The sequence below is a fragment of the Streptomyces monomycini genome (assembly GCF_022271435.1).
Lineage (GTDB): Bacteria > Actinomycetota > Actinomycetes > Streptomycetales > Streptomycetaceae > Streptomyces > Streptomyces monomycini.
Window position 1 is genome coordinate 127,251 of the sequence record NZ_JAFIQY010000018.1, and the last position, 26,258, is coordinate 153,508.

Genomic DNA, 26,258 nt, shown 5'->3' on the forward strand with positions numbered 1-26,258 from the left:
CGCATGGGTTTCGTTGTGGGGCGGGGGCACCACCGGGTGCTGAAGTCGCCACGACGCGGGCAGCCCTCACGACGTACCGTCCCGTACATGAGATCCGCTTCCGCCGCTCTTGCCACAGCCGCCGCGCTCACCGCACTCGTCACGCTGGCCGGCTGCGGCGGCGCGTCGCGGGCGGCGGATCCCGCGCAGCCGTCCGCCCGGCCCTTCGAAGGCCTGCCCTTCACCGGGGTGCTGATCGCGGACGGCGAGCACTACTGCACCGCGAGCGTCATCGACAGCCCGAAGGGCAACATGCTCGCCACCGCGGCGCACTGCGTGCACTTCCAGGGCGAGGACGCGTCCGAGGGGTACGAGCCCGGCCCGATCACCGGCGGCATACAGTTCGCGCCACGCTTCTCGGGGGCCGGGGAGGGCACGTTCCCGTACGGCAAGTGGAAGGTCAGCGGAGTCCACGTGCCCACGGCATGGACCGAGGAGGACGACGACCGCGGCGACTACGCCTTCCTGACCGTCGAGCCGGACGCCCAGGGCCGTTCCGTGCAGGAAGTCGTCGGCGCCGCCACCCCCGACTGGTCCTCGGGCCCCGACCGCCACGTCACCGTCGTCGGCTACCCCAACGAGTCCTACAACCCCGGGAACCGCCCGATCACCTGCACCACGGACACCCGGCGCGACGACGACGAGCCGTACATGCTCCAGATGCGGTGCGGCGGCTTCCACGACGGCACCAGCGGCGGCCCCTGGCTCGCCGACCACCATGACGCCCGCCGCCCCGGACGCCTGATCGGCGTCCTGAGCGGCGGCGACACCGACGCCGAGTCGACGGCCGTGCTCTTCGACAAGGGGGCGCGGGAGCTGTACGAGCAGGTGGCGCGGGGCGCGGCGAAGTCGTCCTGACCGGTACGGTCGCACCGCACCGCACCGCATCTCACCACACCACACCGCACCGCATCACGACCCGGCCGGTGCGCCGTACACGGAAGGCCCGTACGCGCAAACCCCGTATACGGATATTCCGCCCCGCCATCCGAGCGTGCACCTATTCTTTCCCCCGTGCGCAGGTGAGGCAGCAGGGACCGGACGGACGGTTCTGTCTGCCCGGGGGGAAAGGGTCGTACTGAACATGTCTGCGGAGCCGGGGGCCGCCGTCCCGCCGGTGCCCTCGGTCCTGTCCCTGCGGACGGCGGACCTGGACGAGGCGCGGTGGGCGATCGCCGAGACCTTCTACGCCAGCCGCATCGACCAGCTGTCGCGGGACGACGACCTGGGCGCGTGCTTCGACGTCGTGCGGTTCGGGGCGGTCACCGTCGGCGAGGTGGGGTTCGCCGCCGAGCTGCGGCTGCGGTTCGGGGAGTTGGGCGCGTACCACGTGGACGTACCGCTGAGCGGGTCCATCCAGTGGCGGCAGGGGGCGAGGGAGCCGCGGACCACCACACCGGACCGGGCCGGCGTGTTCCAGCCGGACGGCGTCACCACCATCGACCGGTGGAGCGGCGGGTGCCGGCTGCTGGCGGTGAAGATCTATACGACGGACCTCGAACAGCATCTCCAGCACCTGTTGGGCAGGCCCGTCCGCACACCGGTGCGCTTCGCCCCCGACCTCGACGTGTCCCGGGGCCCGGGGCGCGGCTGGGCACGGCTGGTGCGGACCGCCGTACGGGACATCCAGGACGCGGGCGAGCTGATGCGCCAGCCGCTGGTCGCGGCGCCCCTGCAAGAGGCGCTGTTGAGCGGCCTGTTGCTGGCCGCCGACCACCCGCACCGCGAGGAATTGACCCAGCCGTCGGCCCCGGCGGCGCCGTCCTACCGCCCGGCGCCCGTCAAGCGCGCGGTGGACGCCATCCAGGGGCAGCCGGAGCATCCCTTCGACACCGCCGAGCTGGCCGCCGTCGCACGGGTCAGCGCGCGGTGGCTCCAGGAGGGGTTCCGCCGGCACGTCGGCATGTCGCCGATGGCCTATCTGCGCGACGTACGGCTGAGCCGCGTACGGGACGAGCTGCGGCGGGCGGGGCCGGGGGAGCTGAGTGTGGGCGAGGTGGCGTACCGGTGGGGGTTCGTGCATCTCGGGCGGTTCGCCCGCAGTTACCGGGAGCGGTTCGGGGAGACGCCCTCCCAGACGCTGCACGCGCCGTGAAGCGGGCGGCCGGCGGGTGGCCGACTGGGTGGCCGACCGAGCAGCTGACTGAGTGACGTACCGGGCGCGACCTGTACGCGTCCTTCCCCCCCCCCGCGACGAACACGCAGCGTGATCCGGATACCGGCTGCGCAGAATGGATCATGCTCCTGCCTCCGCACCGCTACGGTCTGGAGTGCCAGGGCCGAGTCGGCGACACCGATGCGTTTGTCCGTCAGTGCACACCGACGGTGGCATTCACCGGTGGCCGACCCCTGGGTGCCGGCCGGTATCCCCCCGTAACCGCAGCCGGACCCCCACCCATGAGGCGTCGGACCGCGACGGTCCGGCGCCTCATGGGCTGGTGGGGCCACCGCGCCGGGCCCTCCTGCGGGTCGCCCTCCGGACCGTTCCCACCCTCCTTCCCCCCTCCCTGACCTCCCCCGCATCCTCCGTCTCCCCCGCCCCCTCCGTGTCCCCTCGGGGATCCGCCACCGCTCCCCTAGGGGATGTCACAGGTCGGCAGCAAAGCCGCCCCCGGCCCCCGGGCCCGGCCACGCGGCCTCCGAGACCAGGTACGTTCGATGCGTGGCTGGATTCAGGATGGGTCGCGGACGGGACGCCCGCTCCGCGCAACAGGGGCAGCAGCAGGGGCAGCAGGCTCCGTACGGGCAGCAGGGACAGCCGTACGGGCAGCAGCCCCCGTCTCCGCACGGGCAGTGGCAGCAGCAAGCGCACCGGCCGCCGCAGCCCCCGCAGCCGTACGGCGGACCGCATCCCGCAGGCCCGCACGGCGGTGACCGGCACGGCGAGCCCGAGTACTTCGGTGACGGCGGCTACCAGCCGCAGCAGCAGTCCTACGCCCCGTACGCCAACGACAACAGCCCGGGCCACACGCAGCAGTTCAGCGTCGGCGAGGCCCCGGACGCGTACGGTCCGCCCGGCGGGCCGTCGAACGGCCGGTACGACAACGGCGGGTACGCACCTGGCGGCCCAGGCGGCCCCAACGGCCCCAACGGCGGCCCGTACGGCGACGACGGGTACGGCGACGGCGGTACCTACCGCGCGGGCCAGACCTCGGCCCCGCCGGCCGGCCCCCGGCTGCCCTGGAAGCATCTGCTGACCGGCCTGGTCACCCGCCCGAACCCGACGTTCTGGCAGATGCGCGACCACCCGGTGTGGGGCCCGGCCCTGATCGTCACCTTCGTCTACGGCCTGCTCGCGGTCTTCGGCTTCGACAAGGCCCGCGAGGACGTGCTGAACGCCACGCTCTCCAACAGCATCCCCTGGGTGCTGATCACCGCCGTGATGTTCGTCATCGGCGGTCTGATCCTCGGGGCGGTCACCCACACCCTCGCCCGCCAGCTCGGCGGCGACGGTGCCTGGCAGCCGACCGTCGGCCTGTCCATGCTGATCATGTCGGTCACGGACGCGCCACGGCTGCTCCTCGCGATGTTCCTGGGCGGCGACAGCACGCTGGTGCAGGTGGTGGGCTGGGCCACCTGGCTGGCCGCGGGCGCGCTCTTCACCTCGATGGTGAGCAAGTCGCACGACCTGCCGTGGCCCAAGGCGCTGGGCGCCTCCGCGATCCAGCTGGTCGCGCTGCTGGCCCTGGTAAAGCTGGGAACGCTCTGACCGCACGCCCCTTTCGACCGCACGCCCCTTTTGACCGTACGCCCTGCCGTGCCCGCCAGGCCCCGCTCCGCACCCGGAGCGGGGCCTTCCGCATGTGGCGCGCTACACGAACCGCTGCGCCGCCGACCCGTCGCACTTCTGGAGCCGTACCGCGTCCTTGGCCGAGCCCAGCGTCAGGCACAGCCCCGGCGCGGCCGCCGGCCGGACCGACCCGCTCGCGGCGTCCTTGGTGAACTGCTGGTTGGCCGCGCCCGAGCAGTTCCACAGCACCAGACCGGCCCCGGCCTCGTACTTCGCGCCCGGTACGTCCAGGCAGCGGTCCTGTGTCAGCCCCACATGCAGGGAGCGGCGCTGGGTGTCGTGCCACCAGTCCTGGTTCCGCTGCCCGTTGCAGTCCCAGCCCAGCACCGCCGTACCGTTACTGCTGCTCGCGCCCTTGGCGTCCACACAGCTGCCGGTGGCGGCGTTCTTCAGCGGCTTGTACTCGTCGTCCCAGGCCAGCGGGTACAGCTGCGGCTGCCCGGTGCTGGCGGGGTCGGCGCAGGACGCCTCGCGCCGGTCCGACGCGTACAGCTGCGTGAGGCAGGAGGCGAAGGCGGCGTGGCCGCGCGCGTTCGGGTGGAAGGACTGCCGTACGGAGTTGGCGTTCGGCGGGAAGGGGTTCGCCAGGTCCACGTACAGGCCGCGGGCCCAGGTGTCCTCCATGCAGACCTCGTGCCCGTGGAAGAGCCGCGAGTTGTCGAGGTACGTCGCGCCGGTGTCGGCCGCGACCTTCCGCATCCCCTTCTCGAAGGCCGGTACGGCCGTGTTGCGGCCCCACGCCGAGTCGGAGGTGTAGCCCGTGCACCCGCCCGGCAGTTTGCCCGGGAACTTCGGGTTGTCCTCGATGTCCGGGCCGATGGGACTCGGGTAACCCATCACGACCAGCTTGTAGTCGCCGTCCGCGTACCCCGCGTCGCGCATCACGGTCCGCAGGTCGCGCACGCTCTTCTCGACCTTGGGGACCAGCGCGTCGACCCGGCCCTGCCACCCCGGCTGGTACTTCGGCTCGCACGGCCCCTGGAGGGTGAACCAGCGGGTGACGCAGTCCGTCATCACCGGCCCGAACTGGAGGTCGTCGTTGGCCCCGGCGACCAGCAGCACCATCTTCAGCCGGGTGTTCCTGGCCTTGATCGCCAGGCTGTCGCTCTGCACCAGCTCGTCGGCGTACTGCTTCGTACCGCCGATGTTGATGTTCCCCGTGTACGCCCCGGAGCAGGCGACGTTGTACGTCACGTCCGTCGCTATCCCGGTCCGGTGGACGGCCGCGTCGGGCGAACGGTGGCACCAGTTGTCCGGCCCGTTCGTCCCGGGCTCGTACGTCCCCACCCCCTCCCCCGATATCTCACTGTCCCCCAGCGAGATCAGGGACGACTTCCGCTCGGCGACCGGCCGCTCGGCCGCGTCCCCGTACAGCTTGACGGCCTCGGCCGCCCGGATCTTCTCCAGTTCGGGCGGCAGCGGCTTGGCCGCCGCGGAGCCGGCCGGGGCGGCCACCGCCGTACCGGCGCCCACCCCCGCGACTCCGCCCGCTCCGCCGAACCCCACCGCCAACGCCGCTGCGGCGGCCATCAGCCGCCCCGCTCTCACACGCACCCCTGGGCCTCCCCGGCTTCCGGTCTGCTGTCTCCGCCGGTTTCTACTCGTAGGTAGTCAACGGTGGAACAGCCGGAACAGGATTGGCCCGAATTCACAGCCCGCGCTCTAAACAACAAGAAGCGCACCGGGCCCGTCACCGCCCGATGCGCTTCCCCGCGCCGCTACGTCTCCGACAGCCCTCAGGCGTCGAGGACCTGCCCCTCGCGCCGCACCACCGGCGGCTCGACGCTCCACGGGAAGTTGATCCACTCGTCCGTGCGCTTCCACACGTACTCGCACTTCACCAGCGAGTGCGACTTCTCATAGATCACCGCGCTGCGGACCTCGGCCACCGTCCCCAGGCAGAAGTCGTGCACCAGCTTCAGCGTCTTGCCGGTGTCGGCCACGTCGTCCGCGATCAGCACCTTCTTGTCCGAGAAGTCGATCGCGTTCGGTACGGGCGCCAGCATGACCGGCATCTCCAGGGTCGTACCGACGCCCGTGTAGAACTCCACGTTCACCAGGTGGATGTTCTTGCAGTCCAGCGCGTACGCCAGGCCGCCGGCCACGAAGACGCCGCCGCGCGCGATCGACAGCACGATGTCGGGCTCGTACCCGTCGTCGGCGATCGTCTGCGCCAGCTCACGGATCGCGCCGCCGAAGCGCTCGTACGTCAGGTTCTCCCGCACACCACTCACTGGTTCTCTCGCACTCTCAGACCTGGGTCCGGTGAAAATTCTGGAACGACCGCGAGGGCGTCGGCCCCCGCTGGCCCTGGTACCGCGAGCCGTACTTGGCGGAGCCGTACGGGTGCTCGGCGGCCGACGTCAGCCGGAACATGCACAGCTGGCCGATCTTCATGCCGGGCCACAGCTTGATCGGCAGCGTCGCGACATTGCTCAGCTCCAGCGTGACATGTCCGCTGAAGCCCGGGTCGATGAAGCCGGCCGTCGAGTGCGTCAGCAGCCCCAGCCGCCCCAGCGAGCTCTTCCCCTCCAGCCGCGAAGCGAGATCGTCGGGCAGCGTGATGACCTCGTACGTCGACGCCAGCACGAACTCGCCGGGGTGCAGGATGAACGCCTCGTCCCCCTCCGGCACCACCTCGCGCGTCAGGTCCTGCTGCTCCACGGCGGGGTCGATGTGCGGGTACCGGTGGTTCTCGAACACCCGGAAGTACCGGTCGAGGCGCACATCGATACTCGACGGCTGCACCATCGACTCGTCATAGGGATCGATGCGGACCCGGCCCGCGTCGATCTCGGTCCGGATGTCCTTGTCTGAGAGAAGCACGCATCGAGGATACGCGCCCGCCCCCACCCTCCCCGCACACCACCGCCCGGCCCGGCCCCGGCCCGCCGCACGACAAGGGTCCGCCCCGCCCCTCCGTACGACGAGGGCCCGGCCCCCACCACAGGGGACCGGGCCCTCGCCCACACATCTCACAGCCGCTCCACCGACTGCCGTCCGTTTCGCCTCCGCCCCACCGGGGGACCGCCGCCCGCGGCGTACGGCCGGCGCCCGGCGTCCTCGACCTCAGCGCTTCTCGCACCCCACCGGCACCGAATGCCGCAGCCGCGCGCAGCGCGGACACCGCAGCAGCCGGGCGGGGCCGAGCCGGTCCGTGGTCTGCATGGGAAACGAAGCGGTGCTGAACACGTGCCCCTCGGCACAACGTACGACGGTGCGCTCCATCAAGTCCTCTCCCGAATGCGTGGACAACAAAAGCCACATTAGGGGATGAACTGGGCGCCACCACACGCGGCACTCCGCGCCCCCACCGTACGCCCCAACTCCCGCACCCCACACCGCAACCCACCCCGGACACACCACCGGACCCCACGGCCAACTGCACCGGGGGTCCGCGATGGGGTAGAGTGTGCGACGCTGCACCGCCCTCACTACGGGCGGCGCTCAAGCGGGTGTAGTTTAATGGTAGAACATGAGCTTCCCAAGCTCAGAGCGCGGGTTCGATTCCCGTCACCCGCTCCATATCGAAGTCCCAGGTCAGCGACCTGGGACTTGTTTGTTGTCCAGAGCGATTCAGGGTCGCGGGCTCTTCGCGTGCCGCAAAGTGCCGATCGGCGTACGGAGTTGACGGGCCGCAGCCCTCTTCCGGGCGTCCTGGCTTCCCCGCCCGCTCGGGCCTGGCACGCTCGTGACCGGAGGCTGCTTCTGGCTCGGGGGTCCGGGGAGGCCGAGGCGTCCGGAACGCTGGGCGCTCCGGACATCTTGCGCGGCCGGAGGCCTGGGCTTCTGTGAAGGTTGCCGGCCCGTCGTCTCAGGTCGCGGTGGACTGGTCCGGCGGTTCAGGTCGCGGTGGACTGGTCCGGCGGTTCGGCGGCGCGGCGGTACTCGGCGTTGATCCGCTGGGCTTCTTCGAGCTGGTCTTCGAGGATGATGATGCGGCAGGCGGCCTCGATGGGGGTGCCCTGGTCGACGAGTTCACGGGCGCGGGCGGCGATGCGCAGCTGGTAGCGGGAGTAGCGGCGGTGGCCGCCGCTGGAGCGGAGCGGGGTGACCAGGCGCGCTTCGCCGATGGCGCGGAGGAAGCCCTGAGTGGTGCCGAGCATTTCGGCGGCCCGCCCTATGGTGTAGGCGGGGTAGTCCTCGTCGTCGAGCCGGCCGTACGAGTCGTCTGCTGTCATCGAACCTCTCTCGTGAAACGCGTCGAGGGGCCCGGATGCCGTACTGGCACCCGGGCCCCGAAGGAACTAGCTACACCATCTGCCGGCCTTGGTCGTGCGCCGGCCTTCTGTGTCCGCCGGCCCGGCCGAAAGGCTGCCGGGACTGCGGGGATCGCGGTTGCTTGACCGGAGACCACCTCACTATCGGATGTCCTGCGGTACCCGGGTTCTCACTGCCCGCCCGGGCGATCCTGATGGCGACCGCTCCTCCGTTCTTCCCTCAGTGATCAACTGCTCTACTGCGTACTGCGGTGATGCGAACTGCTCAGCGGCCTGTGCCAGCACCGCTCTCCGGCAGCCGGCCCCGTTGCCCGTACTGCGGCGTGGGACTCACTGCCTCATGTTCCGGTGCGCGCGCCTGCAGCCGACGCCTTCACCGGGTCCTGCTCACGGCGGCCCCTGATCACTGCGGGCCACCCGCTGCGGCCGTCAGCCCCGTCGCCGTCCTTACCAACCCTGGCTTCGGGACTCCACCGCCGCACCGTCCTGCGTGCTGCATGTGCGGATCCTGCTGCCCGGCAGTTCGTCTCTGCCGGGCCCTGCGGTCTCTCTGGGTTACGAGAGAAACCATAGCTACGGTACCGGCCAATGTCTACCCTGGCCGAGGTAGATTTTTGCGTGTCGGGTAGGGAGGAAAACGGCTTCGGGCGGTGTCGGGCCCGACGAGGAGGCCATGGCGGCGGCGCTTACCGCTTCCACCACTGTGATCAGCTGCCCGACGATGCCGGCAGCCAGGGAACGGGGGCGGTTTCCGTCGCCTGCTCCACAGACGAAGGCCCAGCTCAAGGAGTCGGTCTCCGAGCTGGGCCTTCGGGTGGCCCGAGGGCGGGCCCTGGGTGGGGTCAGGCCGTGATGGTGGTGAGCTGTTCGATGCCGTGGCGGTTGCGGAGGGCGACGACGGCTTCAGGGGCGGCCTGGTTGTTGACGAGGTCGGAGAGTTCGCGGAGGTAGTCCTCGTGGCCGGCCGGGAAGGACAGGAACAGCATCCTGGCTTCGGCGTCGGTCGGGTTGGCGAAGGCGTGCGGGCAGCCCGGGGGTACGAAGATCATGCTGCCGGGGCCTGCCCGCAGGACGGAGCGGCCGTCGCGGGAACGCCACTCGCGCCAGTTGTCGCCGGTGATGCTGACCGGTTCGAAGGCGAGGAGGTCGAGTTCGCCCTCCAGGACGTAGAAGAGTTCCTCGCCGTGGTCGTGGCGGTGGGCGCCGACGTCGAAGCCCGGGGGGACGACGACCTCGAACGCCGAGGTGAGCTTGGCGTCCTTCGCGGAGACCTTCACCTCGATCCGGAGTCCGCCGATCGTGATGCGGTCGCCGTCGCCCGGGTGGAGCATCAGGCCGTCGGTCACTTCTGAAGCTGCCGGTGCAGTCGGCGCTCCCGGCGCTGCTGGTGTTTCGGGCATTGCTGCCTCCGTTCGGTCAGTTCTGATTGTTCAGCTGAGGCTGGGGAACCGGCAGGGCCCCGGGGCCCTGTCCGCGGCGGGTGGCCGCGGTGACGACGACGGCCAGGACGAGGCCGACCACGGCGAGCAGGACGCCAAGCCAGACCGGTGCGGTGTAGCCGAAGCCGGCCGTGATGACGAGGCCGCCCAGGTAGGCGCCGAGGGAGTTGGCGATGTTGAACGCGGACTGGACGGACGCGGAGACCAGCGAGGCGCTGTCGGGGGCCTTGCTCATGATGTAGGTCTGCATGATCGGGCCGAGGCTGAAGCCGGCGACGCCGGCCGCGAAGAGCCCGAGGGCCGCGGTGATCTTCAGTGGGGCGGCGAGGGCGAACAGCGCCAGGACGACGGCCAGTACCGCCAGGGCGGTGTAGAGGCTGGGGACCAGGGCGCGGTCGGCGGCGCGGCCGCCGATGACGTTGCCCACCGTCATGCCCACGCCGAGCAGGACCAGGAGATAGCTGACCGAGGTGGCGGAGAAGCCGCTGGCCTCGGTCAGCAGGGGGGCGACGTAGCTGTAGACGGTGAAGATGCTGGCGAAGCCGACGGTGACGGTGCCCAGCGCCAGCCAGACGTCGCCGCGGCGGAACGCGGCGAGTTCGTCGCGGACGGAGGTGGGGGCGGCCTTCGGCTGCCGGGGGATCATGAGCGCGATGGCGATCACGCTGAGGACGCCGATGGCGGCGACGACCACGAACGCGGAGCGCCAGCCCAGCGTGGTGCCGAGGTAGGTGCCGAGGGGTACGCCGGCGATGTTGGCCAGGGCGAGGCCGAGGAACATCATCGACACCGCCTTGGCGGTGCGGTCGGCGGAGACCATGCCCGCGGCGACGACCGCGCCGACGCCGAAGAAGGCCCCGTGCGGCAGCCCCGCCACGAACCGTGTCACCAGCATGACCGGTTCGTTGGGGGCCAGCGTGGTGGTGACGTTGCCGATGGTGAACAGCGCCATCAGCGACAGCAGGGTGGTCTTGGCGGGCAGCCGCCGGGCGGCCAGGGTGAGCAGCGGGGCGCCGATGACGACCCCGAGGGCGTACGCCGAGACCAGGTATCCGGCGTCGGGGATGGAGACGTCCAGGTCGTGCGCGACGGTCGGCAGCAGGCCCATCACGACGAACTCGGTGGTGCCGATGCCGAAGGCGGCCAGGGTGAGTGCGGCCAGCGCTAGGGGCACGGGTCCTCCTGCGTGGAGCGGGCGGGGCGGCGGGGCGGGGTCCCGGCCGGGGCCGTGCGGGCCGTGCCGGGCCGGGACGCGGGGCCGCCGACGGGCGGTCAGGTGCGGGCGGGGCCGCACCATTCGGTCAGGGCGGCGCGCAGGCCCTCGCCGCTGACGGGCGCGTCACCGGCCCAGGCGGCGCAGCCGTCGGGACGGATGAGCAGCACGGCGGCCTCGGCGTCGGGGTCCAGGGCGGTGACGGCCCGTATGCGGTCGCTCCAGGGCTCCGCGGCGCGTACGGCGTCGGAGGTGCCGGTGAGGTCCAGCAGCAACGGGCGTCCGCCGCGCAGCAGTTCCGCCAGGCGTACGGTCCCGGAGTCGGTCTTGAGCTGCCGGTCGGCGACGAAGGTTCCGACGCGCGGGTCGTCGCTGCCGCCGTAGTGGATGTCGGTGCCGTAGATCGCGTCGGTCAGGTAGTTGTTGACGTCGTCGAACTCCATGAGGACGGTGAACAGCTCGCGCAGCGCGTCGACTTGAGAGCCCGGGCGCATCAGGGCGACCTGGGCGCGGGTGTTCTGCAGGACCCGCTCGGCGACCGGGCGGCGCTCGGATTCGTAGGTGTCCAGCGGCCCGGGGCGGCCCTGGCAGGCGGCGGCGAGCTTCCAGCCCAGGTTCACGGCGTCCTGGAGGCCCAGGTTGGCTCCCTGGCCGCCCGCGGGGAAGTGCACGTGCGCGGCGTCCCCGGCGAGCAGGACGCGCCCGTCCCGGTACCGCGCGGCCAGCCGGGTGCTGTCGGTGAACCGGGAGACGAAGCGGACGTCGGTGAACTCGATGTGCTCGCCGGTGACCCGGTGGACGGACTCGACCAGTTCCTCGGCGGTGGCCGGGGTCTCGGGCACCGGCCGGTCCCACTCGGTGGTGGAGATCCGGCCGTCGGGCATCCGCATGAACCAGCCGCGCTCGCGCCGCTGCCAGCCCATGGGCAGGCGGTCGACGTCGGTGATCGTGCCCAGCCCCATCCAGTTGACCAGCTGCGGTTCGGTGCCGGGGAAGCCGATGCCGGCCAGCTTGCGTACGGCGCTGCGTCCGCCGTCGCAGCCGACCACGAAGCCCGCCCGGATCACGCTGCTGCCCTGCTCGTCCAGGACCGTGACGGCCACCCCGTCGGCGTCCTGGTCGAGCCCCACGACCTCGGCGCCGTGGCGGACGACGGCCCCGGTCCCGGTCGCGCGGCGGGTCAGCACGGCCTCGGTGGCTTCGCGGGTCAGTGCCAATTCCTGGGGCTGTTCGGCGGTGACGGTGCCGCGGCCCAGTACGAACATTCCGGCGAAATGGCCGCGCGCCGAGGTGTTCGCCAGGCGGCGTCGGTACTCGTCCAGATTGGCCGTGTCCTTTTCGGCCGCGATGAAATCGGTGAGCAGATCGCGGCGGTCCATGATTTCGAGGGTACGGGCGTGGATCGTCAGCGTCCTCGGCTCGTTGGCGCCCGGTACGAGGCGCTCCACGACCAGCGTGGACACCCCGTACATCCGCAGCTCACAGGCGAGCATCAGCCCGACCGGGCCACCACCGGCGATGAGGACGTCGTAATCGTTGCGCTGCATGACCAGCACCAGCCGCCTATCTATGAATAAAAAAACACGCGGGAATTCCGGCTGCCCGGAATGCGGCTGCCGCCCGGGCCATTGTCTTTCAGTCCCCGCGGCGGAGTCGCCAATTCATCAGTATCGATCCCACGGTATCCGCGGCACCAGGCATCACAAAATGCAATTCCGATAAGGCAGCGTTGCCTTCGGCGGCAATTGGCTGGTACAGACCAACTCAGGAGGCGGTGGGCTCGTCCCGGTCGCCGCCGCGGTCGGCGTGCAGACTCTCGAAGACACCGCGGACACAGTGCCGGAACCAGGTGTGCGTGGGGTCGGCCTGGTGCCGGACGTGCCAGGACTGCGCGATGACGATGGGCGGCAGCCGCAGGGGGATCCGCACGGTGCGCAGGTCGAGGAGCCGGACGGCCTGGCGGCTCAGCTTCTCGGTGGCCAGCCCCACCAGGTCGGTCTGCGCCAGCATGTGCCAGGAGGCCACCCAGCTCGGTACGACGGAGACCACCTGCCGGTGCAGCCCGCGCTCGGCGAGGTGGTCGTCGATGGGCCCGGTGAGCCGGCCGCGCCGGGAGACGCTGATGTGCTGGGCGCCGGCGAACCGTTCCAGGGTCACCTCGCCGCGCAGCAGCGGGTGCCCGGCGCGGACCAGGGCCAGCACCCGGTCGACGACGAGCCGTTCGCTGTTGACCTCCCCGGAGGCGGAGTCGGCCACGCTGATCACCAGGTCGGTGCCGCCCTCCCGCAGCTTGGGGGTGCTGTCGCCGGAGTCCTCCGGCACGAACCGCACCGTGACGTTGGGCGCCTGGCGGTGGACGGCGCTCAGCAGCGGCTGGGCGAGCGCCCCGACCACCATGTCGTTGGCCTGCACGGTGAACGTGGCCTTCAGCGAGCCCAGCTCCGGCACACCGGTCTCCAGGAACATCCCCGTGGCCTGCTCGACCAGGGAGCGCACCTGCTCGCGCACGGCCAGGGCGCGCGGCGTCGGCACCATCTGCCGGCCGGCGCGGACCAGGAGCGGGTCGCCGAAGGCGCGCCGCAGCCGGGCCAGGGTCCGGCTCATGGTCGGGGTGGAGGTCCGCATGCGCTCCGCGGCGCCGGAGACGCTGCCTTCCTCCAGCAGGGCGTCCAGCGCGATGAGGAGGTTCAGGTCGACAGATTTCACCTGGCACAACCTCCGGTTATCAGGATTGATGTGGACGACAAGCCCTGCCCCGGCTTACTGTACAAGGAAAGTAGTTTGGCGCGTGGCATGAACCGAATTGCCACCATGCGGTCCACACGGCTTTTTCGCGCACCTCCAGTCGAATTTCACCCATGACTTTCAAAAGTTACGGCAAACCGCACAGCGCAGCGGGATACGTCGCCTCAGGCGACCATTCACCGGTGAAAAATCGCCCGCCGAGGGGCGGAATGGGGCAGATCGCCCCCGCCTCGGCCGATATTCACCTACGCGATCACCATGGAAAAGCAAAAGACGGCTAAAGCCGAGTCATGTCAGCCGGGCCGTTGGCGCCATATTTACGCTGAGATGGCGAGACGGGTGATCTCCGTCTCACCACAGTTGCCGGAACCGGAGAACACGGTAATGTTTTCGACGCTGTGGCCGACCGTGTGCCATTCCTTGCAGGCACTGTCGGCCGACGATGTTTTTTGGAAGGGTTCTGAGCAGGGAACGCTTAGCTCACCAGATGGGGGACCAAAAGGATGTCAGGCAAACCCGGACGAAAATTCACCATAAGTTCTCGCAGCGATTCCCTCTCCGTCAACCTTCCGTCCGGGCCGATCTCGAACTGTTCCTGCGGTGCTCCGGTCGCCCCCTACGTGGTCGTGCCGAACGGCGCCGCCGAGGCCGCCGACCGGGCACCCCGGGGGACGCCGGGAACGTGCGCGGGGCAGCCGCGGGCCACGGCGGGCACCGGTGGACAGGACCTGGTCCTGTGGCACATCCGCGAGGACCACAAGAAGGACCTCGCACACGTACCGTGCCTGGTCTCCACCTGGGGAACCGTCCTGGTCTGCCCGCGCGCGGCAAGGAGCGCGGGCGCACCGGAGGCACTGGCCGCACCGGCGCTCACCTATTTACCGGGCGGTGAACACCCGACGGCCGGAGCCGGCCGGGAAGGCGTTTCCGACCGGGAACGGGACATCATGAACGGCCTGTCGCGCGGTTTCACCAACACCGAGATCGCACAGGCGCTGTTCATCAGCGAGAAGACCGTCAAGAACCACATCAACCGGCTGTTCGCCAAGCTGGGGGCCCGCCACCGCGCCGAGGCCATGGCGATCTGGCTGGGTCTGGCCCGTACCGAGCAGCCGGACGAGCGGGCGGGCGTGGCGGTCGCGGCCGGCGACGGCCGGTGCGACCACGCGAACCGTCCCGCCGTGCCGTGGGAGGCGGACCGGGACCGCTGCAAGGTGTCCGCCTGAGAGAACAGACACCTGAGACAACGGACAACCGCCCGCGGGCGGCGCTCCGGCCGGGTGCCGGGGCGCCGCCCGCGCGGTCGGTCCGGGGCCACGGCCCCGTCGGCCGCCTCAGACCGTGGCCAGCCTCGGGAAGAGGATGGCAGCGGTCTCCCGGGCCGCCGCCCGCCGCTGCCGCTCGTCCAGCACCTCGGTACGGGCCAGCTCGTCGCGCCACCGGTACACCAGGTCCCGTGGGAAGAACGGCAGGTCGCTCCCGTACAGCAGGCGCTGTGGATCGGCGATGCGCAGCAGCGTCTCCAACTGCCGTGGCAGCACCGGCCCTGAGAGGTCGTAGTACAGCGAGCGCAGTGCGCCCAGCACGTCGATCCGGCTGCCCGGGAGCATGGCCGCGGCCAGGGCGTCCACCCGGTCGGCGAGCACGCCCAGCGTCGCTCCGGCGTGCGGCACGATCCACCGGATCCCGGGGAACTCGGCCAGCGAGCCCGACAGCACCAGGTCGATGACGGCCCGGGTGGTGTCGAAGGGGAATTCCAGCAGAGCGCTCGGCGGCCGGCGCACCCCCGGCACCTCCACGGTGGGCGCCGAGGTCGGGTGCAGCAGCACGGTGGCGTTCCGGCGGTCGAGTTCGGCCAGGACGGGCCGGAACGCGGGATCGCCCGGGTAGCGGCCGCCGTTGTTGGTGAACAGGACGTATCCGTGGACCTCCGGCCGGTCCGCCGTGGCCGCGATCTCCGCCGGCGCGGCGTCCGGGTCGGTGAGCGGCAGGCAGGCCAGCAGACCGAGCCGCCCTCCGGAGCCGGCGACGATCCCGGCGCTCTCGTCGTTGATCCGGCGGGCCAGGCCGGCGGCGCTCCGGGGGTCGCCGAAGTTCACCCCCGGCGAGGGGACGCTGACGGCCGCGGCGCTCACGCCCGTACGGTCCATGTCCGCCAGCGCCGTGTCGAGGGACCACTTCGGCAGGCCGGGCATGCCGTCCCGGTGGGCCGGCGGGGCCGCGTGCCAGGCGCGGTCGAAGGAGGGCGGCACCAGGTGGGCGTGGACGTCGATCCAGCCCGCGCCGGGCCGGTCGTGGCCGTGCCCGCCGCCCGAGCCGTCGTGTTCGTGGCCATGTCCGACCGCGCCGGGCTGTCCGTCGCCGTGCCCGGCGGAATCCCGCCCGGCGCGGCCCCCGCCCCGCCCCTCACTGACCGCCATGCGGAGTACCGTCCTCGCCGATGCCCAGCGCGGCACGCATGGTCTCCAACTCCCGTACGGACCAGTGCTCGACGACCCGGCCGCCGGCGATCCGCAGGATGTGGGCGGCCTGGACCCGCATCGCGCGACCGGTGGGCGGCTGCTCGCCGAACGGGCCGGTGTTGGTGCCGGTGACGATCTCGTGGACCAGGACCTTGTCGCCGTCCGCGAGCACGTGCTCGGTGTGGATCCGGACGTCGGGGAACGCGGTCTTGAAGCGGACCGCGGACTCCTTGAGGTTCTCCCGCTCGAACGCGTTGCGCCCGAACATCGGGCTGTGGTCGACCAGATCCTCGGCGATCAGCTCGTGGATCACCGGTACGTCGGCGTCCTGGAGCGCGGTGAACAGTCTGCGGGCGATGGCCGCGGTGTCCGTCATGGCGTGTCCGTCCTTCGTCTTCGTCCCGATGTCTTCGAGGCCGTACCCGGCCTCCGTCCGGCCCGCGGCCGCCGTCCCGCCCGCGTCTCGGACCGCTCCGGTGGCCGTCATCCGGCCGCCGCCTTCTTGCGCGGGGTCGGCTGCCAGCGCACCGGGTCGGGCTTGCCGACGGTGTTCTCCAGCCAGCCCGCTCCGGCGATCTCCAGGCGTACGGTGTCGCCGGGCCGCAGTTTGCGGCCCAGCTCCCAGCCACTGCCGCCCGCCACCGTGCCGGTGCCGATGACCTCGCCGGGAACCAGCGGCTCCGAGCGGGAGGCGTAGCTGAGGATCTCCTCGATGCTCCACACCAGCGAGCCGCTGTTGCCGCGGGACCACTCCTCGCCGTTGACGTGGGCGGTCATCGTCAGGTCCGTCAGGTCGAGTTCGTCGGTGGTGACCACCCACGGGCCCACCGCGGTGGAGAAGTCCTTGCCCTTGGCGGGGCCGAGCCGTCCCTCCATCTCGTACCGCAGCAGGTTGCGGGCGCTGAAGTCGTTGAAGACGGTCACGCCGAACAGGGCGCCGCGGGCCGTGCCGGGCGTCAGGTCACGGGCCGGACGGCCGATGACGAGGCCCAGTTCGAGCTCGTAGTCCAGGTGCTCGCAGCCGGCCGGCCAGACCACCTCGGCGCCGGGGCCGACCAGCGTCGAGGGGTTGATCTTGAAGAAGAGCGGGACCTCGAACCACACGTCGGGCGCGGTGGCCTCGTGGTTCTTGAAGGCGTTGAAGTCCCGCAGCACGGGCGGGTCCACCGGCGGCAGCCAGTCCACCTGCGTCATGGGAATGCCCGCGGCCGGGTCGGCCTCCGCCAGTACCCGGCGGGCCGCCTCGGCGAAAGCGGGCCCGGTCTCCAGCGCCTCGGTCAGGCTGCCGGGGAACTGCGCCGCGGCCAGCCGGGCCGCCCGGCGCGCCGAGGCACCGGCATCGACGAGCCTGCGCCGCTCCTCGGCGGCCAGGTCGAGCACCGTGTGGGTCTCCGGGTGCACCGACACCAGCCGGGGCACCGGCCCGTCCACGCCGTCCCGCAGGATGCGTCCGATCTTCATGCCGTTCTCCTCGTACGAGAGTGGTGTGCGAAAGTGCGCCGTCAGGCATCAGCGGTCGGCCGACAGCCGTCAGGCCCGGCAGCCGTCAGGCCCGGCAGCGCAGCGGCCGGCCCGCGAAGGCCGTCATCATCGGCGCGATCTCCTTGCGCTGGAGCGGCGTTCCGACCGGCTCGCCGTCCATCTCCGAGTACGTCCGCGCGATGTTGGCCACCAGGCGTTCGCTGTCGTTCCAGGCGGCGTACGCGCCCAGGTCCACCGCCCGGGCGGCTTCCAGCGGGTTCAGTCCGCGGGCGCGCCCCTTACGGGCGGCGTCCTCGACGAAGTCGAAGTACTCGTCGGCGGCGTCGAAGACCTCGGGGCCCGCGAGCGGGCCGTGGCCGGGGACCACCACCTCGGGCCGCAGCGCGCGCAGGGTCCGCAGCGCGGCACGGATGCCGGACAGGGAGCCGTCGGTGATCACCGGCGTGCAGCCGTTGAAGATGATGTCCCCGACGAAGAGCACCCGCGGCCCGGGGAGCCACACCACCACGTCGCCCAGTGTGTGGGCCGGGGCGACCGGGATGATCTCCGCCGTGAGGCCGCCGAGCTGGAGCGTCAGACGGTCCTCGCACAGCACCGTCGGCGGGCGGACGCTGATGTCGCCCCACTCCACGGTGTCGAAGTACGGGACCACGGCCAGGCCCTCGCTGAGGATCTTGTCGCGGCAGTACGGGTGGCCGATGACGGCGGCCTCGGGGAACTGACAGTTGCCGAAGGTGTGGTCCCCGTGGTGGTGGGTGTTGACCACGTACCGCACCGGCGCGTCGCTGACCCGCGCGGTCTCCTCGCGCAGTCTCGCGGTCCGCCGCTCGGTGAAGCAGGTGTCGACCAGCAGGACGCCCTCGTCGGTGGCGATCACTCCGCTGTTGTTGAGGCCCCAGCCCCAGTCGGGCTGGGTGAAGGCGTAGACGTGGTCGGCCACCGGGGACAGCCGCCCCAGTTCGGCCGTGTCCCGCGGCTCTTCCGCCGTCGCGCAGCAGGTCGCCGCCACGGGGTCGTGGGCTTCGACGCTCATGCCGCCCCCGCCCGTACGCCGTCGGCCAGCAGCCGTGTTCCGGCGGTGAGAGCCGCGCTCACCGCGGCCACCCGCACGCCGAGCAGCCGGCAGGTTTCCAGGTCCGACTTGTGCAGGCCCTCGTCCCCCAGGTCGGCGGGGGACTGCGCGCCGGCGCCGAGGAAGAGGCCCAGGCGGTTGGGGGTGTCCATGGTGTCGGTACTGGCGCTGAAGCCCGGCTTGAGGCCGAGGTTGACCCAGTGCATCCCGTGCTGGGCGGCCAGGATGGTCAGTGCCTGGAGCACCTGGAGCTTGTCGCCGCTCAGGCAGCCCGAGTTGGTGAAGCCCGCCGCGACCTTGTCCTGCCACACTCCGTCCAGCCAACGGCGCGAGGTGGCTTCGGCGAAGGCCTGGAACTCCGACGAGACGTTGCCCATGTAGGTCGGGCAGCCGAAGACGATCGCGTCGGAGGCGTCCAGCAGGCGCCAGCCGTCCTCGTCGAGACGGTCGACCGCGATCAGATGGGCCTGCGCCCCGGCCTCCAGCGCGCCGTCTGCCACGGCCGCGGCCAGGACGGCCGTGTGGCCCTGGCGTGAGTGGTGGGCAATGCTGACAGTTGATTCCGGTGTGTGCGGCATGACGGTTTCCTTGGTCGTGGGTGGGCCGGCGGTGGTGGGTGAGCCGGCGGCCGGGGCGGGCCGGTCCGTCGAGGGCCTGCGGGGCCGCCTCACGCCTGGGCGAGGTGCCGGGCCGTCAGGGAAGCGGCGAAGTCCGTCAGCAGGTCCCGGCTGCCGGTCCCTCCGATGGCGGAGCCGTACACGGCGAAGTCCGGGCGGACCAGTACGCAGTCGGCGGCGAGTTCGGCCAGCCAGTCGCCGTACGCTCCCGTGACGTCCGTGACCGGGGCCGCGGAACCCTCAGGGCCCACATGGGCGACGGTCACGCCGGCCGCGTCCAGCACGGCGCGCAGTTCCGGCGCCAGGGAGGAGACGGCGGCGACGGCCTCGGCGGAGCTGGTGAGCAGGACGAATCCGTGCCCGACGACCTCGTCGAACATCCCCTGGCGGCCGCCGGCCCGGACGTCCGCCTGGATGCCGGGCCGGCCCGCCGTCGGGTCGCCGCCCCGGGCGAACGCCCGGGGGCCGGGCCGCTGGGCGGGGACCGGGCGCAGCGCGGGGTCGGCCAGCTGGGCCCGCATCGTGGCGTTGCGGTGCTCGATCTGCTCCGGGTCGAGGACGATGCACGGCTCGCCGACCTGCCGCGCCTGGTCCATGCAGCTCTGTACGTCGTCCTTGCGGTCGGCCGTGTAGGTGTCGAGGACCGAGGCGTCGGCGGCGCCGCGGTACAGCAGGTCCAGCCGCCAGGCCAGCGCCGCGGCGTCGCGCATGCCCGAGCACATGCCCTGCCCCGCGAACGGCCACATGGCGTGGGCCGCGTCACCGGCCAGGAAACAGCGGCCGGCCTGCCAGGTCTCCGCCATCAGCTCGCGGAAGGCGATCACCGGCCGGCGCAGCAGCGTGAAGTCGTCGGGCCCGCCCCACGGGGAGAGCAGTTCCCAGGCCCGTTCCTCGGTGAAGTCCTCGGCGGCCTCGTGGTCGAAGAGCTGGAACTCGAAGCGGCGGTGGGCGGCGCCCAGACGGAAGAGGCAGCCGGGCCGCTCGGGGTCCAGGAAGTGCCCGTTCTCGAAGGCGAAGGACATCGGGTGCTTCTCCTCGACGTCCAGCACGAGCCGGCGGGGACCGCCGCCGCCGCGGGTGACGGCGATGCCGAGCGCCTCGCGGACGAAGCCGTCCGCACCGTCGGCGCCGACCAGGTGGCGGGCCCGTACGGTACGGCGTTCACCGGTGGCGGAGTCGGCCACGGTCAGCGTCACGCCGTCCGCGTCCTGCGCCAGCGCCACGGCCTCGGTGCCGAAGTGGACCGCGGCCGAGGGACAGTCCCGCACCCGGCGGTCGACGGCGGCTTCGAGACGGGGCTGGTAGAAGCTCCAGTGCTCGCGCCAGCCGTGCCGGCCGATGCCGCTCCAGTCGAAATGGCGCAGGAGTTCACCGCCGAATGCCGCGGTCCTGGTGTCGTACGTGTCCCAGCACACGGCGCCTTCACGGATCTCCGCGCCCGCACCGATCTTCTCCATGAGCCGCATGATCTCGTCATCGATATGGATGGCGCGCGGCGAGCAGGCGATGCCCGGCTGTTTCTCGAAGGCGGCGACTTTGTACCCGGACTGTCCCAGCAGGGCGCTCAGCACTTGTGCCACCGGGCCGTAACCGACCACGGCCACGTCACAGATTTCCACCGTGTCCCCTTGCCTCCTCGAATGCAGCACGAAATGGCCCGTCTTTCACGCAGCCTTCCAGGTGCGCCCGGAGCGAGACAGGGTCTCAGGGCCCAAAGAGCCGCCGAGGTGACGAAACACCACGTCACAGGGGTGTGTCCGGGTCATGGGCCAGGAGTGGCCACGGCCGGGCACACAGAATCCGTGCCGCCTGACAACATTTCCCCGTTGGGCCCCCGGACCCTTCCAGCAGCCACCGCGACACCGTCAGCATTCAGGAACACGTAGCGGACATCCGCAATTCAAGACGGTAAGGCTTAGGGGGATTCGAGCATGCTGCCGCCAAGGCGCGTAGTGATCACCGGAATCGGCGTGGTGGCCCCGCGTGGAATCGGTGTCAAGAATTTCTGGGAAACCTTGACGAGCGGGCGGAGCGCCACCCGGAACATCACCGCATTCGACGCCACCGGCTTTCGCTCACGCATAGCGGCCGAGTGCGACTTTCGGCCCGAGGAGAACGGGCTCACCGAGGAACAGGCACAGCGCATGAGCCGCTCCTCCCAGTTCGCCCACGTGGCCGCCCGGGAGGCCCTGGAACAGTCCGGTCTGGAGGTCACCGACCGGGTCGCGGCCCGGATGGGCGTCGCCCTGGGCAGTGCCGTGGGCTCGGTACGCGAACTCGACCGCGCCTACCGCGACATCAGCGGGGACGGCGCCTCCTGGGAGCTGACGCCGGGCAAGGCCGGCCCGTACCTGGCGGACTACAACACCCCCAGCTCGCTGGTCCGGGAGATCGCCTGGCTCACCGGCGCCCAGGGCCCGGCCGCCATGATCTCCGCGGGCTGCACCTCGGGGCTGGACTCCGTCGGGTACGCCTGCGACATCCTGCGCGAGGGCAGCGCGGACGTCGTGATCGCCGGGGCCACCGACGCCCCCATCACGCCCATCACCGTGGCCTGCTTCGACGCGATCAAGGCCACCTCCGCCAACAACGCGGACCCCGGCCACGCCTCGCGGCCCTTCGACCGCGACCGTGACGGGTTCGTGCTCGGCGAGGGGGCCGCGGTCTTCGTCCTGGAGACCGCCGAGCACGCCCACGCCCGCGGCGCCCAGGTCATCGCCGAGGTCGCGGCGTTCGCCGCCCGGTGCAACGCCCACCACATGACGGCGCTGCGCCCGGACGGCCGGGAGATGTCCGCCGCGATCGACTCCGCGCTGGCCACCGCGCGGATCGCCCCGGAGGCCATCGACTACATCAACGCCCACGGCTCGGGCACCAAGCAGAACGACCGGCACGAGACGGCCGCGTACAAGCGCAGCCTCGGCGACGCCGCGCGCACCACACCGGTCAGCTCCATCAAGTCCGTGATCGGCCACTCCCTGGGCGCGATCGGCTCCATCGAGCTGGCGGCCTGCGCCCTGGCCATCGAGCACGGCGTCATCCCGCCCACGGCCAACCTGCACACCCCCGACCCGGACTGCGACCTGGACTACGTGCCCCTGGAGGCACGCGAGCAGCGGGTCGACGTGGCCCTGAGCGTCGGCAGCGGCTTCGGCGGCTTCCAGAGCGCGGCCGTACTCGTCAAGGAAGGCGCCAACCGATGAACGCGGAACACCGGACAGCACACGGACCGGCGGCCACCGGGCCCCGTGCGGTGACCGACGACGAACTGCCGGTCGTCACCGGCGTCTCCGTAGCCGCCCCCAACGGGCTGGGTACCGAGGACTTCTGGACCGCGACCCGCAAGGGCGTCAGCGGGCTCGGCCCCATCACCCGCTTCGACGCCTCCTCCTACCCGGTCCGGGTCGCCGGTGAGATCGACGGTTTCGAAGCCCGGGAGCACATCCCCAGCCGGCTCCTCCCGGCCACGGACCGCGCCACCCAGCTGTCCCTGGCCACCACCGAGTGGGCGCTGCACGACGCGGACCTGGACCCCGCCGCCTTCGAGGAATTCGCCGGTTCGGTGGTCACCGCCAACGCCGTCGGCGGGGTGGAGTTCATCCAGCGGGAGCTCCAGAGCCTGTGGAGCAAGGGCCCCCGCTACGTCACCGCGTACATGTCCTACGCCTGGTTCTACGGCGTCAACACCGGCCAGGTCTCCATCCGCCACCAGCTCAAGGGCCCCAGCGGCGTGGTGGTCACCGGGCAGGTCGGCGGCATCGACGCCCTCGCCCAGGCCCGGCGGCGGCTGCGTTCCGGGCAGCGGTTCGTGGTCGCCGGCGGCGCCGACGCCCCGGTCTGCCCGTACGGCCTCACCGCCGCCATGACCGCCGGAAACCTGAGCACCGGCGCCGACCCGGCCACCGCGTACGCCCCGTTCGACGGCTCCGCCCGCGGCCACGTGCCCGGTGAGGGCAGCGCCATGATGATCGTGGAACCCCTCGGCGCCGCCCGCGAACGCGGTGCCCGGAACATCTACGGCGCCATCACCGGCTACGGGTCCACCTTCGACCCGCACCCGGCGACCGGACAGCCGCCGACGCTGGCCAGGGCCGCCCGGATCGCCCTGGACGACGCCGGCCTGGCCCCGCAGGACATCGGCGCGGTCTTCGCCGACGGCGCCGCCGAGGCCGGCGCCGACCGGGCCGAGGCCGCCGCCATCGTCGACCTGTTCGGCCCGGGGCGGGTGCCGGTGGCCCTGCCCAAGACCATGACCGGGCGGATGTACGGCGCCGGTGCCGCGGCCGATGTCGTCAGCGCCCTGCTGGCCATCCGCGACGGAGAGATCCCGCCGGCGGTCGGCACCGGCGGCCTCGCCGAGGAACTGGGCCTGGACCTGGTACTCGGCGGCCCGCGTCCGGCGGCACTGGACCACGTGCTGGTGCTCGCCCGCGGAGACGGCGGCTTCAACTCCGCCGCGGTGGTCTCGCGGGTCTCCTGACCGGCCCCCACCGGCCTGCCCGGGCGGCCCGGCCCTCACCGGCCTGCACCCATGTGCCCGGCCCACGGCACCACGACCTTCACGTTCCTCACCGAAAGGACCCAGACATGACCTTCACCCTCGGCGGGCTCCGTACCATCCTGCGCGACTGCGCCGGCGAGCCCGAGAACGGCGACCTCGACGGCGATGTCGCCACGCTCACCTTCGAGGACCTCGGCTACGACTCCATCGCCCTGCTGGAGACCCTCTCCCGTATCGAGCAGGAACTCGGGGTGGCGGCGGACGAGGCCCCGATGGACGAACTGACCACCCCGCAGGCCCTCGTCGACTACGTCAACGGCCAGCTGGCCCGGGTCACGGCCGCCGCGTGATCGCCGGGCGGGCCGGCGCTCCACCCGGCCCGCCTCGTACGTCCGGCACCATCGCGGCCGGACGCCGCGGCGACGCACCGGCCCAGGCGCGTCGCCGCGGCACCGGCCCGCCGCTCGCCCACCACCAGCGGAGCACCTTCGGGCCCACTTCTGGTTCACACGGACGGGGACAACGCATGATGCAGGAATCTCTCAGCGAGCTCAGGGACAAACGCCGGGCGGCGGCCGACGGCCCGGACCCACGCGCCACCGAGCGCCAGCACGCCAAGGGAAAACTGACGGCCAGGGAACGGATCGGCCTCCTCCTGGACGACGGTTCCTTCCAGGAGGTGGAGCAGCTGCGCCGCCACCGGGCCGCCGGCTTCGGCCTGGAGCACAAGAAGCCGTACACCGACGGTGTGATCACCGGCTGGGGCACGGTGTTCGGCCGGACCGTGTTCGTGTACGCCCATGACTTCCGGATCTTCGGTGGCGCCCTCGGCGAGGCCCACGCCGACAAGATCCACAAGCTGATGGACCGGGCCATCGCCGCGGGCGCGCCACTGGTGTCCCTCAACGACGGCGCCGGGGCCCGCATCCAGGAGGGCGTGACCGCCCTGGCCGGGTACGGCGGCATCTTCCAGCGCAACACCAAGGCGTCCGGCGTCATCCCGCAGATCAGCGTGATGCTCGGCCCGTGCGCGGGCGGCGCCGCCTACTCCCCGGCGCTCACCGACTTCGTCTTCATGGTCCGCGACACCTCGCAGATGTTCATCACGGGCCCCGACGTGGTCAAGGCGGTGACCGGCGAGGAGATCACCCAGAACGGCCTGGGCGGCGCGGACGTGCACGCCCGGACCTCCGGTGTGGCCCACTTCGCGTACGACGACGAGGAGACCTGCATCGAGGAGGTCCGCTACCTGCTCTCGATGCTCCCGCAGAACAACCGGGAGCTCCCCCCGTCCGAGCCCTGCGCCGACGACCCCGGCCGCACCACCGAGATCCTGCGCGACCTGGTGCCGGCCGAGGGGAACCAGCCGTACGACGTGCGGGAGGTGGTGGCCGAGATCGTGGACGGCGGCGACTACTTCGAGATCAGCGCCACCTGGGCGCAGAACATCGTGTGCGCGCTGGCCCGGCTCGACGGACAGGTCGTGGGCGTGGTGGCCAACCAGCCCCGCGCCATGGCCGGCGTCCTGGACATCCACTCCAGCGAGAAGGCCGCGCGCTTCGTCCAGTTCTGCGACTCCTTCAACATCCCGCTGGTGACCCTGGTGGACGTGCCCGGCTTCCTGCCCGGCGTGGACCAGGAGCACGGCGGCATCATCCGGCACGGCGCGAAGCTGCTGTACGCGTACTGCAACGCCACGGTGCCGCGGATCTCGGTGGTGCTGCGCAAGGCGTACGGCGGCGCGTACATCGTCATGGACTCGCGTTCCATCGGCGCGGACGTCTCGCTGGCCTGGCCGACGAACGAGATCGCGGTGATGGGCGCGGAGGGCGCCGCCAACGTCATCTTCCGCAAGCAGATCGCGGCGGCGGACGACCCCGAGGCGATGCGCGCCCAGATGGTCAAGGAGTACAAGTCCGAGCTGATGCACCCGTACTACGCGGCCGAGCGCGGCCTCGTCGACGACGTGATCGACCCCGCCGACACCCGGCAGGTCCTCATCGGCTCGCTGGCCATGCTGCGCGGCAAGCACGCCGGACTGCCGAGCCGCAAGCACGGCAACCAGCCCCAGTGACGTCTTCATCGAGGAGTGCGCCTGTGACCGTCGATGCCGCCAGTACCGCTGATGCCGCCGAAGGGCCTCTGCCGCGGGCGGAGAGCCTGTTCCGTATCGTGCGCGGCCGTCCCAGCGGCGACGAGATCGCCGTACTGACCGCCCTCCTCCTCACCCGTGGGCGCGACCACCGGGACGCGCCGTCCCGGCCCGCCCCGGCTGCCCCGCCGTGGGGCGCCGGTGACCTCGGCCGCCCGTACCGCTCCCCGGCAAGCTGGCAGCGCTGATCCCTTCCGCCTCCCGGACACCCCGCAGCCCTCAGCTCACCGCCCTCGTCCCTCCTCCCCCTCCGCCTCCCTCCGGCCCAGAAAGGCTGACCACGTCGTGCGCAAGGTGCTCATCGCCAACCGAGGCGAAATCGCTGTCCGCGTTGCCCGGGCGTGCCGGGACGCCGGAATCGGGAGTGTGGCCGTCTACGCCGACCCCGACCGCGACGCCCTGCACGTACGCGCGGCGGACGAGGCCTACGCACTGGGCGGTGACACCCCGGCCACCAGCTACCTCGACATCACCAAGGTCCTGACCGCCGCCGCCGACTCCGGCGCCGACGCCATCCACCCCGGCT

At 71.6% G+C, this 26,258-nt stretch carries 25 protein-coding genes and 1 tRNA gene; 11 read left to right on the plus strand and 15 right to left on the minus strand.

Features of this window, described 5'->3' with window-relative positions; translation table 11 throughout:
- The first annotated feature begins 87 nt into the window (after nucleotides 1-87).
- The 3 genes from JXZ78_RS21360 (at nucleotide 88) to JXZ78_RS21370 (ending at nucleotide 3,748) form a co-directional block, all read left to right on the plus strand.
- Entirely contained in the window at nucleotides 88-897 is an 810-nt protein-coding gene (locus JXZ78_RS21360) for a trypsin-like serine peptidase (RefSeq protein WP_078624730.1), read from the plus strand.
- Between the two features lie 226 nt (nucleotides 898-1,123).
- Nucleotides 1,124-2,134: an AraC family transcriptional regulator gene (locus tag JXZ78_RS21365; protein ID WP_078624731.1), complete on the plus strand. Its 1,011-nt coding sequence runs from the start codon at nucleotides 1,124-1,126 to the stop codon at nucleotides 2,132-2,134.
- A 582-nt stretch (nucleotides 2,135-2,716) separates the two neighbouring features.
- A complete protein-coding gene (locus JXZ78_RS21370) occupies nucleotides 2,717-3,748 on the plus strand; it encodes a Yip1 family protein (RefSeq protein ID WP_030017813.1) in 1,032 nt (343 codons plus the stop codon).
- Nucleotides 3,749-3,850: 102 nt separating this feature from the next.
- Here the strand turns inward: JXZ78_RS21370 and JXZ78_RS21375 are convergent, their stop codons facing one another.
- The 4 genes from JXZ78_RS21375 to JXZ78_RS21390 all read right to left on the minus strand — a co-directional run bounded on the left by JXZ78_RS21375 (nucleotide 3,851) and on the right by JXZ78_RS21390 (nucleotide 7,057).
- Nucleotides 3,851-5,359 carry a ricin-type beta-trefoil lectin domain protein gene (locus tag JXZ78_RS21375; protein ID WP_050502046.1) on the minus strand — a complete coding sequence of 503 codons (1,509 nt, stop codon included), beginning with the start codon at nucleotides 5,357-5,359 and terminating at the stop codon, nucleotides 3,851-3,853.
- Between the two features lie 206 nt (nucleotides 5,360-5,565).
- Nucleotides 5,566-6,063 carry a phosphoribosyltransferase gene (locus JXZ78_RS21380; RefSeq protein WP_030017816.1) on the minus strand — a complete coding sequence of 166 codons (498 nt, stop codon included), beginning with the start codon at nucleotides 6,061-6,063 and terminating at the stop codon, nucleotides 5,566-5,568.
- A gap of 16 nt (nucleotides 6,064-6,079) precedes the next feature.
- Nucleotides 6,080-6,655 (minus strand): dCTP deaminase, encoded by a 576-nt coding sequence (dcd, locus tag JXZ78_RS21385; RefSeq protein ID WP_030017817.1) that lies wholly within the window; start codon nucleotides 6,653-6,655, stop codon nucleotides 6,080-6,082.
- A gap of 243 nt (nucleotides 6,656-6,898) precedes the next feature.
- On the minus strand, nucleotides 6,899-7,057 hold the full coding sequence (locus JXZ78_RS21390; RefSeq protein ID WP_167515148.1) for a hypothetical protein: 159 nt from the start codon (nucleotides 7,055-7,057) through the stop codon (nucleotides 6,899-6,901).
- Nucleotides 7,058-7,280: 223 nt separating this feature from the next.
- Here JXZ78_RS21390 and JXZ78_RS21395 point away from each other — a divergent pair.
- Nucleotides 7,281-7,354 (plus strand) — tRNA-Gly (locus JXZ78_RS21395).
- A 317-nt stretch (nucleotides 7,355-7,671) separates the two neighbouring features.
- On the opposite strand, the gene JXZ78_RS21400 is transcribed toward JXZ78_RS21395, so the two are convergent.
- The 5 genes from JXZ78_RS21400 to JXZ78_RS21420 all read right to left on the minus strand — a co-directional run bounded on the left by JXZ78_RS21400 (nucleotide 7,672) and on the right by JXZ78_RS21420 (nucleotide 13,407).
- Nucleotides 7,672-8,010, minus strand: coding sequence for a MerR family transcriptional regulator (locus tag JXZ78_RS21400; protein ID WP_030017818.1), 339 nt, complete (start codon nucleotides 8,008-8,010; stop codon nucleotides 7,672-7,674).
- Nucleotides 8,011-8,891: 881 nt separating this feature from the next.
- Complete coding sequence (locus tag JXZ78_RS21405) at nucleotides 8,892-9,449, minus strand: cupin domain-containing protein (protein ID WP_050502047.1); 558 nt, start codon at nucleotides 9,447-9,449, stop codon at nucleotides 8,892-8,894.
- A gap of 16 nt (nucleotides 9,450-9,465) precedes the next feature.
- Nucleotides 9,466-10,662, minus strand: a complete 1,197-nt coding sequence (locus tag JXZ78_RS21410; protein WP_030017821.1) for an MFS transporter — start codon at nucleotides 10,660-10,662, stop codon at nucleotides 9,466-9,468.
- A 98-nt stretch (nucleotides 10,663-10,760) separates the two neighbouring features.
- Entirely contained in the window at nucleotides 10,761-12,248 is a 1,488-nt protein-coding gene (locus tag JXZ78_RS21415) for an FAD-dependent monooxygenase (RefSeq protein WP_030017822.1), read from the minus strand.
- Between the two features lie 217 nt (nucleotides 12,249-12,465).
- The gene (locus JXZ78_RS21420; protein WP_063726018.1) at nucleotides 12,466-13,407 is read right to left on the minus strand and encodes a LysR family transcriptional regulator; all 942 of its coding nucleotides are present in this window, start codon (nucleotides 13,405-13,407) and stop codon (nucleotides 12,466-12,468) included.
- Between the two features lie 659 nt (nucleotides 13,408-14,066).
- Between JXZ78_RS21420 and JXZ78_RS21425 the strand changes: the two genes are divergently transcribed.
- On the plus strand, nucleotides 14,067-14,672 hold the full coding sequence (locus JXZ78_RS21425) for a helix-turn-helix domain-containing protein (protein ID WP_050502050.1): 606 nt from the start codon (nucleotides 14,067-14,069) through the stop codon (nucleotides 14,670-14,672).
- A gap of 108 nt (nucleotides 14,673-14,780) precedes the next feature.
- Here the strand turns inward: JXZ78_RS21425 and JXZ78_RS21430 are convergent, their stop codons facing one another.
- The 6 genes from JXZ78_RS21430 to JXZ78_RS21455 all read right to left on the minus strand — a co-directional run bounded on the left by JXZ78_RS21430 (nucleotide 14,781) and on the right by JXZ78_RS21455 (nucleotide 20,698).
- Entirely contained in the window at nucleotides 14,781-15,866 is a 1,086-nt protein-coding gene (locus JXZ78_RS21430) for an amidohydrolase family protein (protein WP_050502051.1), read from the minus strand.
- Complete coding sequence (locus JXZ78_RS21435) at nucleotides 15,853-16,395, minus strand: ester cyclase (protein ID WP_050502052.1); 543 nt, start codon at nucleotides 16,393-16,395, stop codon at nucleotides 15,853-15,855. Before JXZ78_RS21435 ends, JXZ78_RS21430 begins: the two co-directional genes overlap by 14 nt.
- Complete coding sequence (locus tag JXZ78_RS21440) at nucleotides 16,392-17,369, minus strand: fumarylacetoacetate hydrolase family protein (RefSeq protein WP_030017827.1); 978 nt, start codon at nucleotides 17,367-17,369, stop codon at nucleotides 16,392-16,394. Before JXZ78_RS21440 ends, JXZ78_RS21435 begins: the two co-directional genes overlap by 4 nt.
- An 85-nt stretch (nucleotides 17,370-17,454) precedes the next feature.
- A complete protein-coding gene (locus JXZ78_RS21445) occupies nucleotides 17,455-18,423 on the minus strand; it encodes an MBL fold metallo-hydrolase (RefSeq protein WP_050502053.1) in 969 nt (322 codons plus the stop codon).
- The gene (locus tag JXZ78_RS21450; protein ID WP_050502054.1) at nucleotides 18,420-19,040 is read right to left on the minus strand and encodes a flavodoxin family protein; all 621 of its coding nucleotides are present in this window, start codon (nucleotides 19,038-19,040) and stop codon (nucleotides 18,420-18,422) included. Before JXZ78_RS21450 ends, JXZ78_RS21445 begins: the two co-directional genes overlap by 4 nt.
- Nucleotides 19,041-19,129: 89 nt before the next feature.
- Nucleotides 19,130-20,698, minus strand: coding sequence for a bifunctional 3-(3-hydroxy-phenyl)propionate/3-hydroxycinnamic acid hydroxylase (locus tag JXZ78_RS21455; protein ID WP_050502055.1), 1,569 nt, complete (start codon nucleotides 20,696-20,698; stop codon nucleotides 19,130-19,132).
- Nucleotides 20,699-21,010: 312 nt separating this feature from the next.
- On the opposite strand from JXZ78_RS21455, the gene JXZ78_RS21460 reads away from it, so the two are divergent.
- The 6 genes from JXZ78_RS21460 to JXZ78_RS21485 all read left to right on the plus strand — a co-directional run.
- Complete coding sequence (locus tag JXZ78_RS21460) at nucleotides 21,011-22,282, plus strand: beta-ketoacyl-[acyl-carrier-protein] synthase family protein (RefSeq protein ID WP_030017831.1); 1,272 nt, start codon at nucleotides 21,011-21,013, stop codon at nucleotides 22,280-22,282.
- Nucleotides 22,279-23,559 carry a beta-ketoacyl synthase N-terminal-like domain-containing protein gene (locus JXZ78_RS21465; RefSeq protein ID WP_078623966.1) on the plus strand — a complete coding sequence of 427 codons (1,281 nt, stop codon included), beginning with the start codon at nucleotides 22,279-22,281 and terminating at the stop codon, nucleotides 23,557-23,559. Before JXZ78_RS21460 ends, JXZ78_RS21465 begins: the two co-directional genes overlap by 4 nt.
- 107 nt (nucleotides 23,560-23,666) lie before the next feature.
- On the plus strand, nucleotides 23,667-23,930 hold the full coding sequence (locus JXZ78_RS21470) for an acyl carrier protein (RefSeq protein ID WP_030017833.1): 264 nt from the start codon (nucleotides 23,667-23,669) through the stop codon (nucleotides 23,928-23,930).
- A 176-nt stretch (nucleotides 23,931-24,106) separates the two neighbouring features.
- Nucleotides 24,107-25,654, plus strand: a complete 1,548-nt coding sequence (locus JXZ78_RS21475; RefSeq protein ID WP_238783275.1) for an acyl-CoA carboxylase subunit beta — start codon at nucleotides 24,107-24,109, stop codon at nucleotides 25,652-25,654.
- 23 nt (nucleotides 25,655-25,677) lie between these two features.
- Complete coding sequence (locus JXZ78_RS21480; protein WP_030025428.1) at nucleotides 25,678-25,920, plus strand: acyl-CoA carboxylase epsilon subunit; 243 nt, start codon at nucleotides 25,678-25,680, stop codon at nucleotides 25,918-25,920.
- Between the two features lie 97 nt (nucleotides 25,921-26,017).
- Nucleotides 26,018-26,258: biotin carboxylase N-terminal domain-containing protein (locus JXZ78_RS21485; protein WP_308281056.1), on the plus strand; the 241-nt coding region annotated here is incomplete at its 3' end.

Coding starts and splice junctions, on each gene's coding strand:
- JXZ78_RS21465 (WP_078623966.1), top strand. CDS start 22,279: ATGAACGCGGAACACCGGACAGCACACGGACCGGCGGCCACCGGGCCC.
- JXZ78_RS21400 (WP_030017818.1), bottom strand. CDS start 8,010: ATGACAGCAGACGACTCGTACGGCCGGCTCGACGACGAGGACTACCCC.
- JXZ78_RS21405 (WP_050502047.1), bottom strand. CDS start 9,449: ATGCCCGAAACACCAGCAGCGCCGGGAGCGCCGACTGCACCGGCAGCT.
- JXZ78_RS21415 (WP_030017822.1), bottom strand. CDS start 12,248: ATGCAGCGCAACGATTACGACGTCCTCATCGCCGGTGGTGGCCCGGTC.
- JXZ78_RS21390 (WP_167515148.1), bottom strand. CDS start 7,057: ATGGAGCGCACCGTCGTACGTTGTGCCGAGGGGCACGTGTTCAGCACC.
- JXZ78_RS21445 (WP_050502053.1), bottom strand. CDS start 18,423: ATGAGCGTCGAAGCCCACGACCCCGTGGCGGCGACCTGCTGCGCGACG.
- JXZ78_RS21430 (WP_050502051.1), bottom strand. CDS start 15,866: ATGGCGGTCAGTGAGGGGCGGGGCGGGGGCCGCGCCGGGCGGGATTCC.
- JXZ78_RS21470 (WP_030017833.1), top strand. CDS start 23,667: ATGACCTTCACCCTCGGCGGGCTCCGTACCATCCTGCGCGACTGCGCC.
- JXZ78_RS21365 (WP_078624731.1), top strand. CDS start 1,124: ATGTCTGCGGAGCCGGGGGCCGCCGTCCCGCCGGTGCCCTCGGTCCTG.
- JXZ78_RS21450 (WP_050502054.1), bottom strand. CDS start 19,040: ATGCCGCACACACCGGAATCAACTGTCAGCATTGCCCACCACTCACGC.
- JXZ78_RS21375 (WP_050502046.1), bottom strand. CDS start 5,359: ATGGCCGCCGCAGCGGCGTTGGCGGTGGGGTTCGGCGGAGCGGGCGGA.
- JXZ78_RS21440 (WP_030017827.1), bottom strand. CDS start 17,369: ATGAAGATCGGACGCATCCTGCGGGACGGCGTGGACGGGCCGGTGCCC.
- JXZ78_RS21370 (WP_030017813.1), top strand. CDS start 2,717: ATGGGTCGCGGACGGGACGCCCGCTCCGCGCAACAGGGGCAGCAGCAG.
- JXZ78_RS21475 (WP_238783275.1), top strand. CDS start 24,107: ATGATGCAGGAATCTCTCAGCGAGCTCAGGGACAAACGCCGGGCGGCG.
- JXZ78_RS21360 (WP_078624730.1), top strand. CDS start 88: ATGAGATCCGCTTCCGCCGCTCTTGCCACAGCCGCCGCGCTCACCGCA.
- JXZ78_RS21460 (WP_030017831.1), top strand. CDS start 21,011: ATGCTGCCGCCAAGGCGCGTAGTGATCACCGGAATCGGCGTGGTGGCC.
- JXZ78_RS21435 (WP_050502052.1), bottom strand. CDS start 16,395: ATGACGGCCACCGGAGCGGTCCGAGACGCGGGCGGGACGGCGGCCGCG.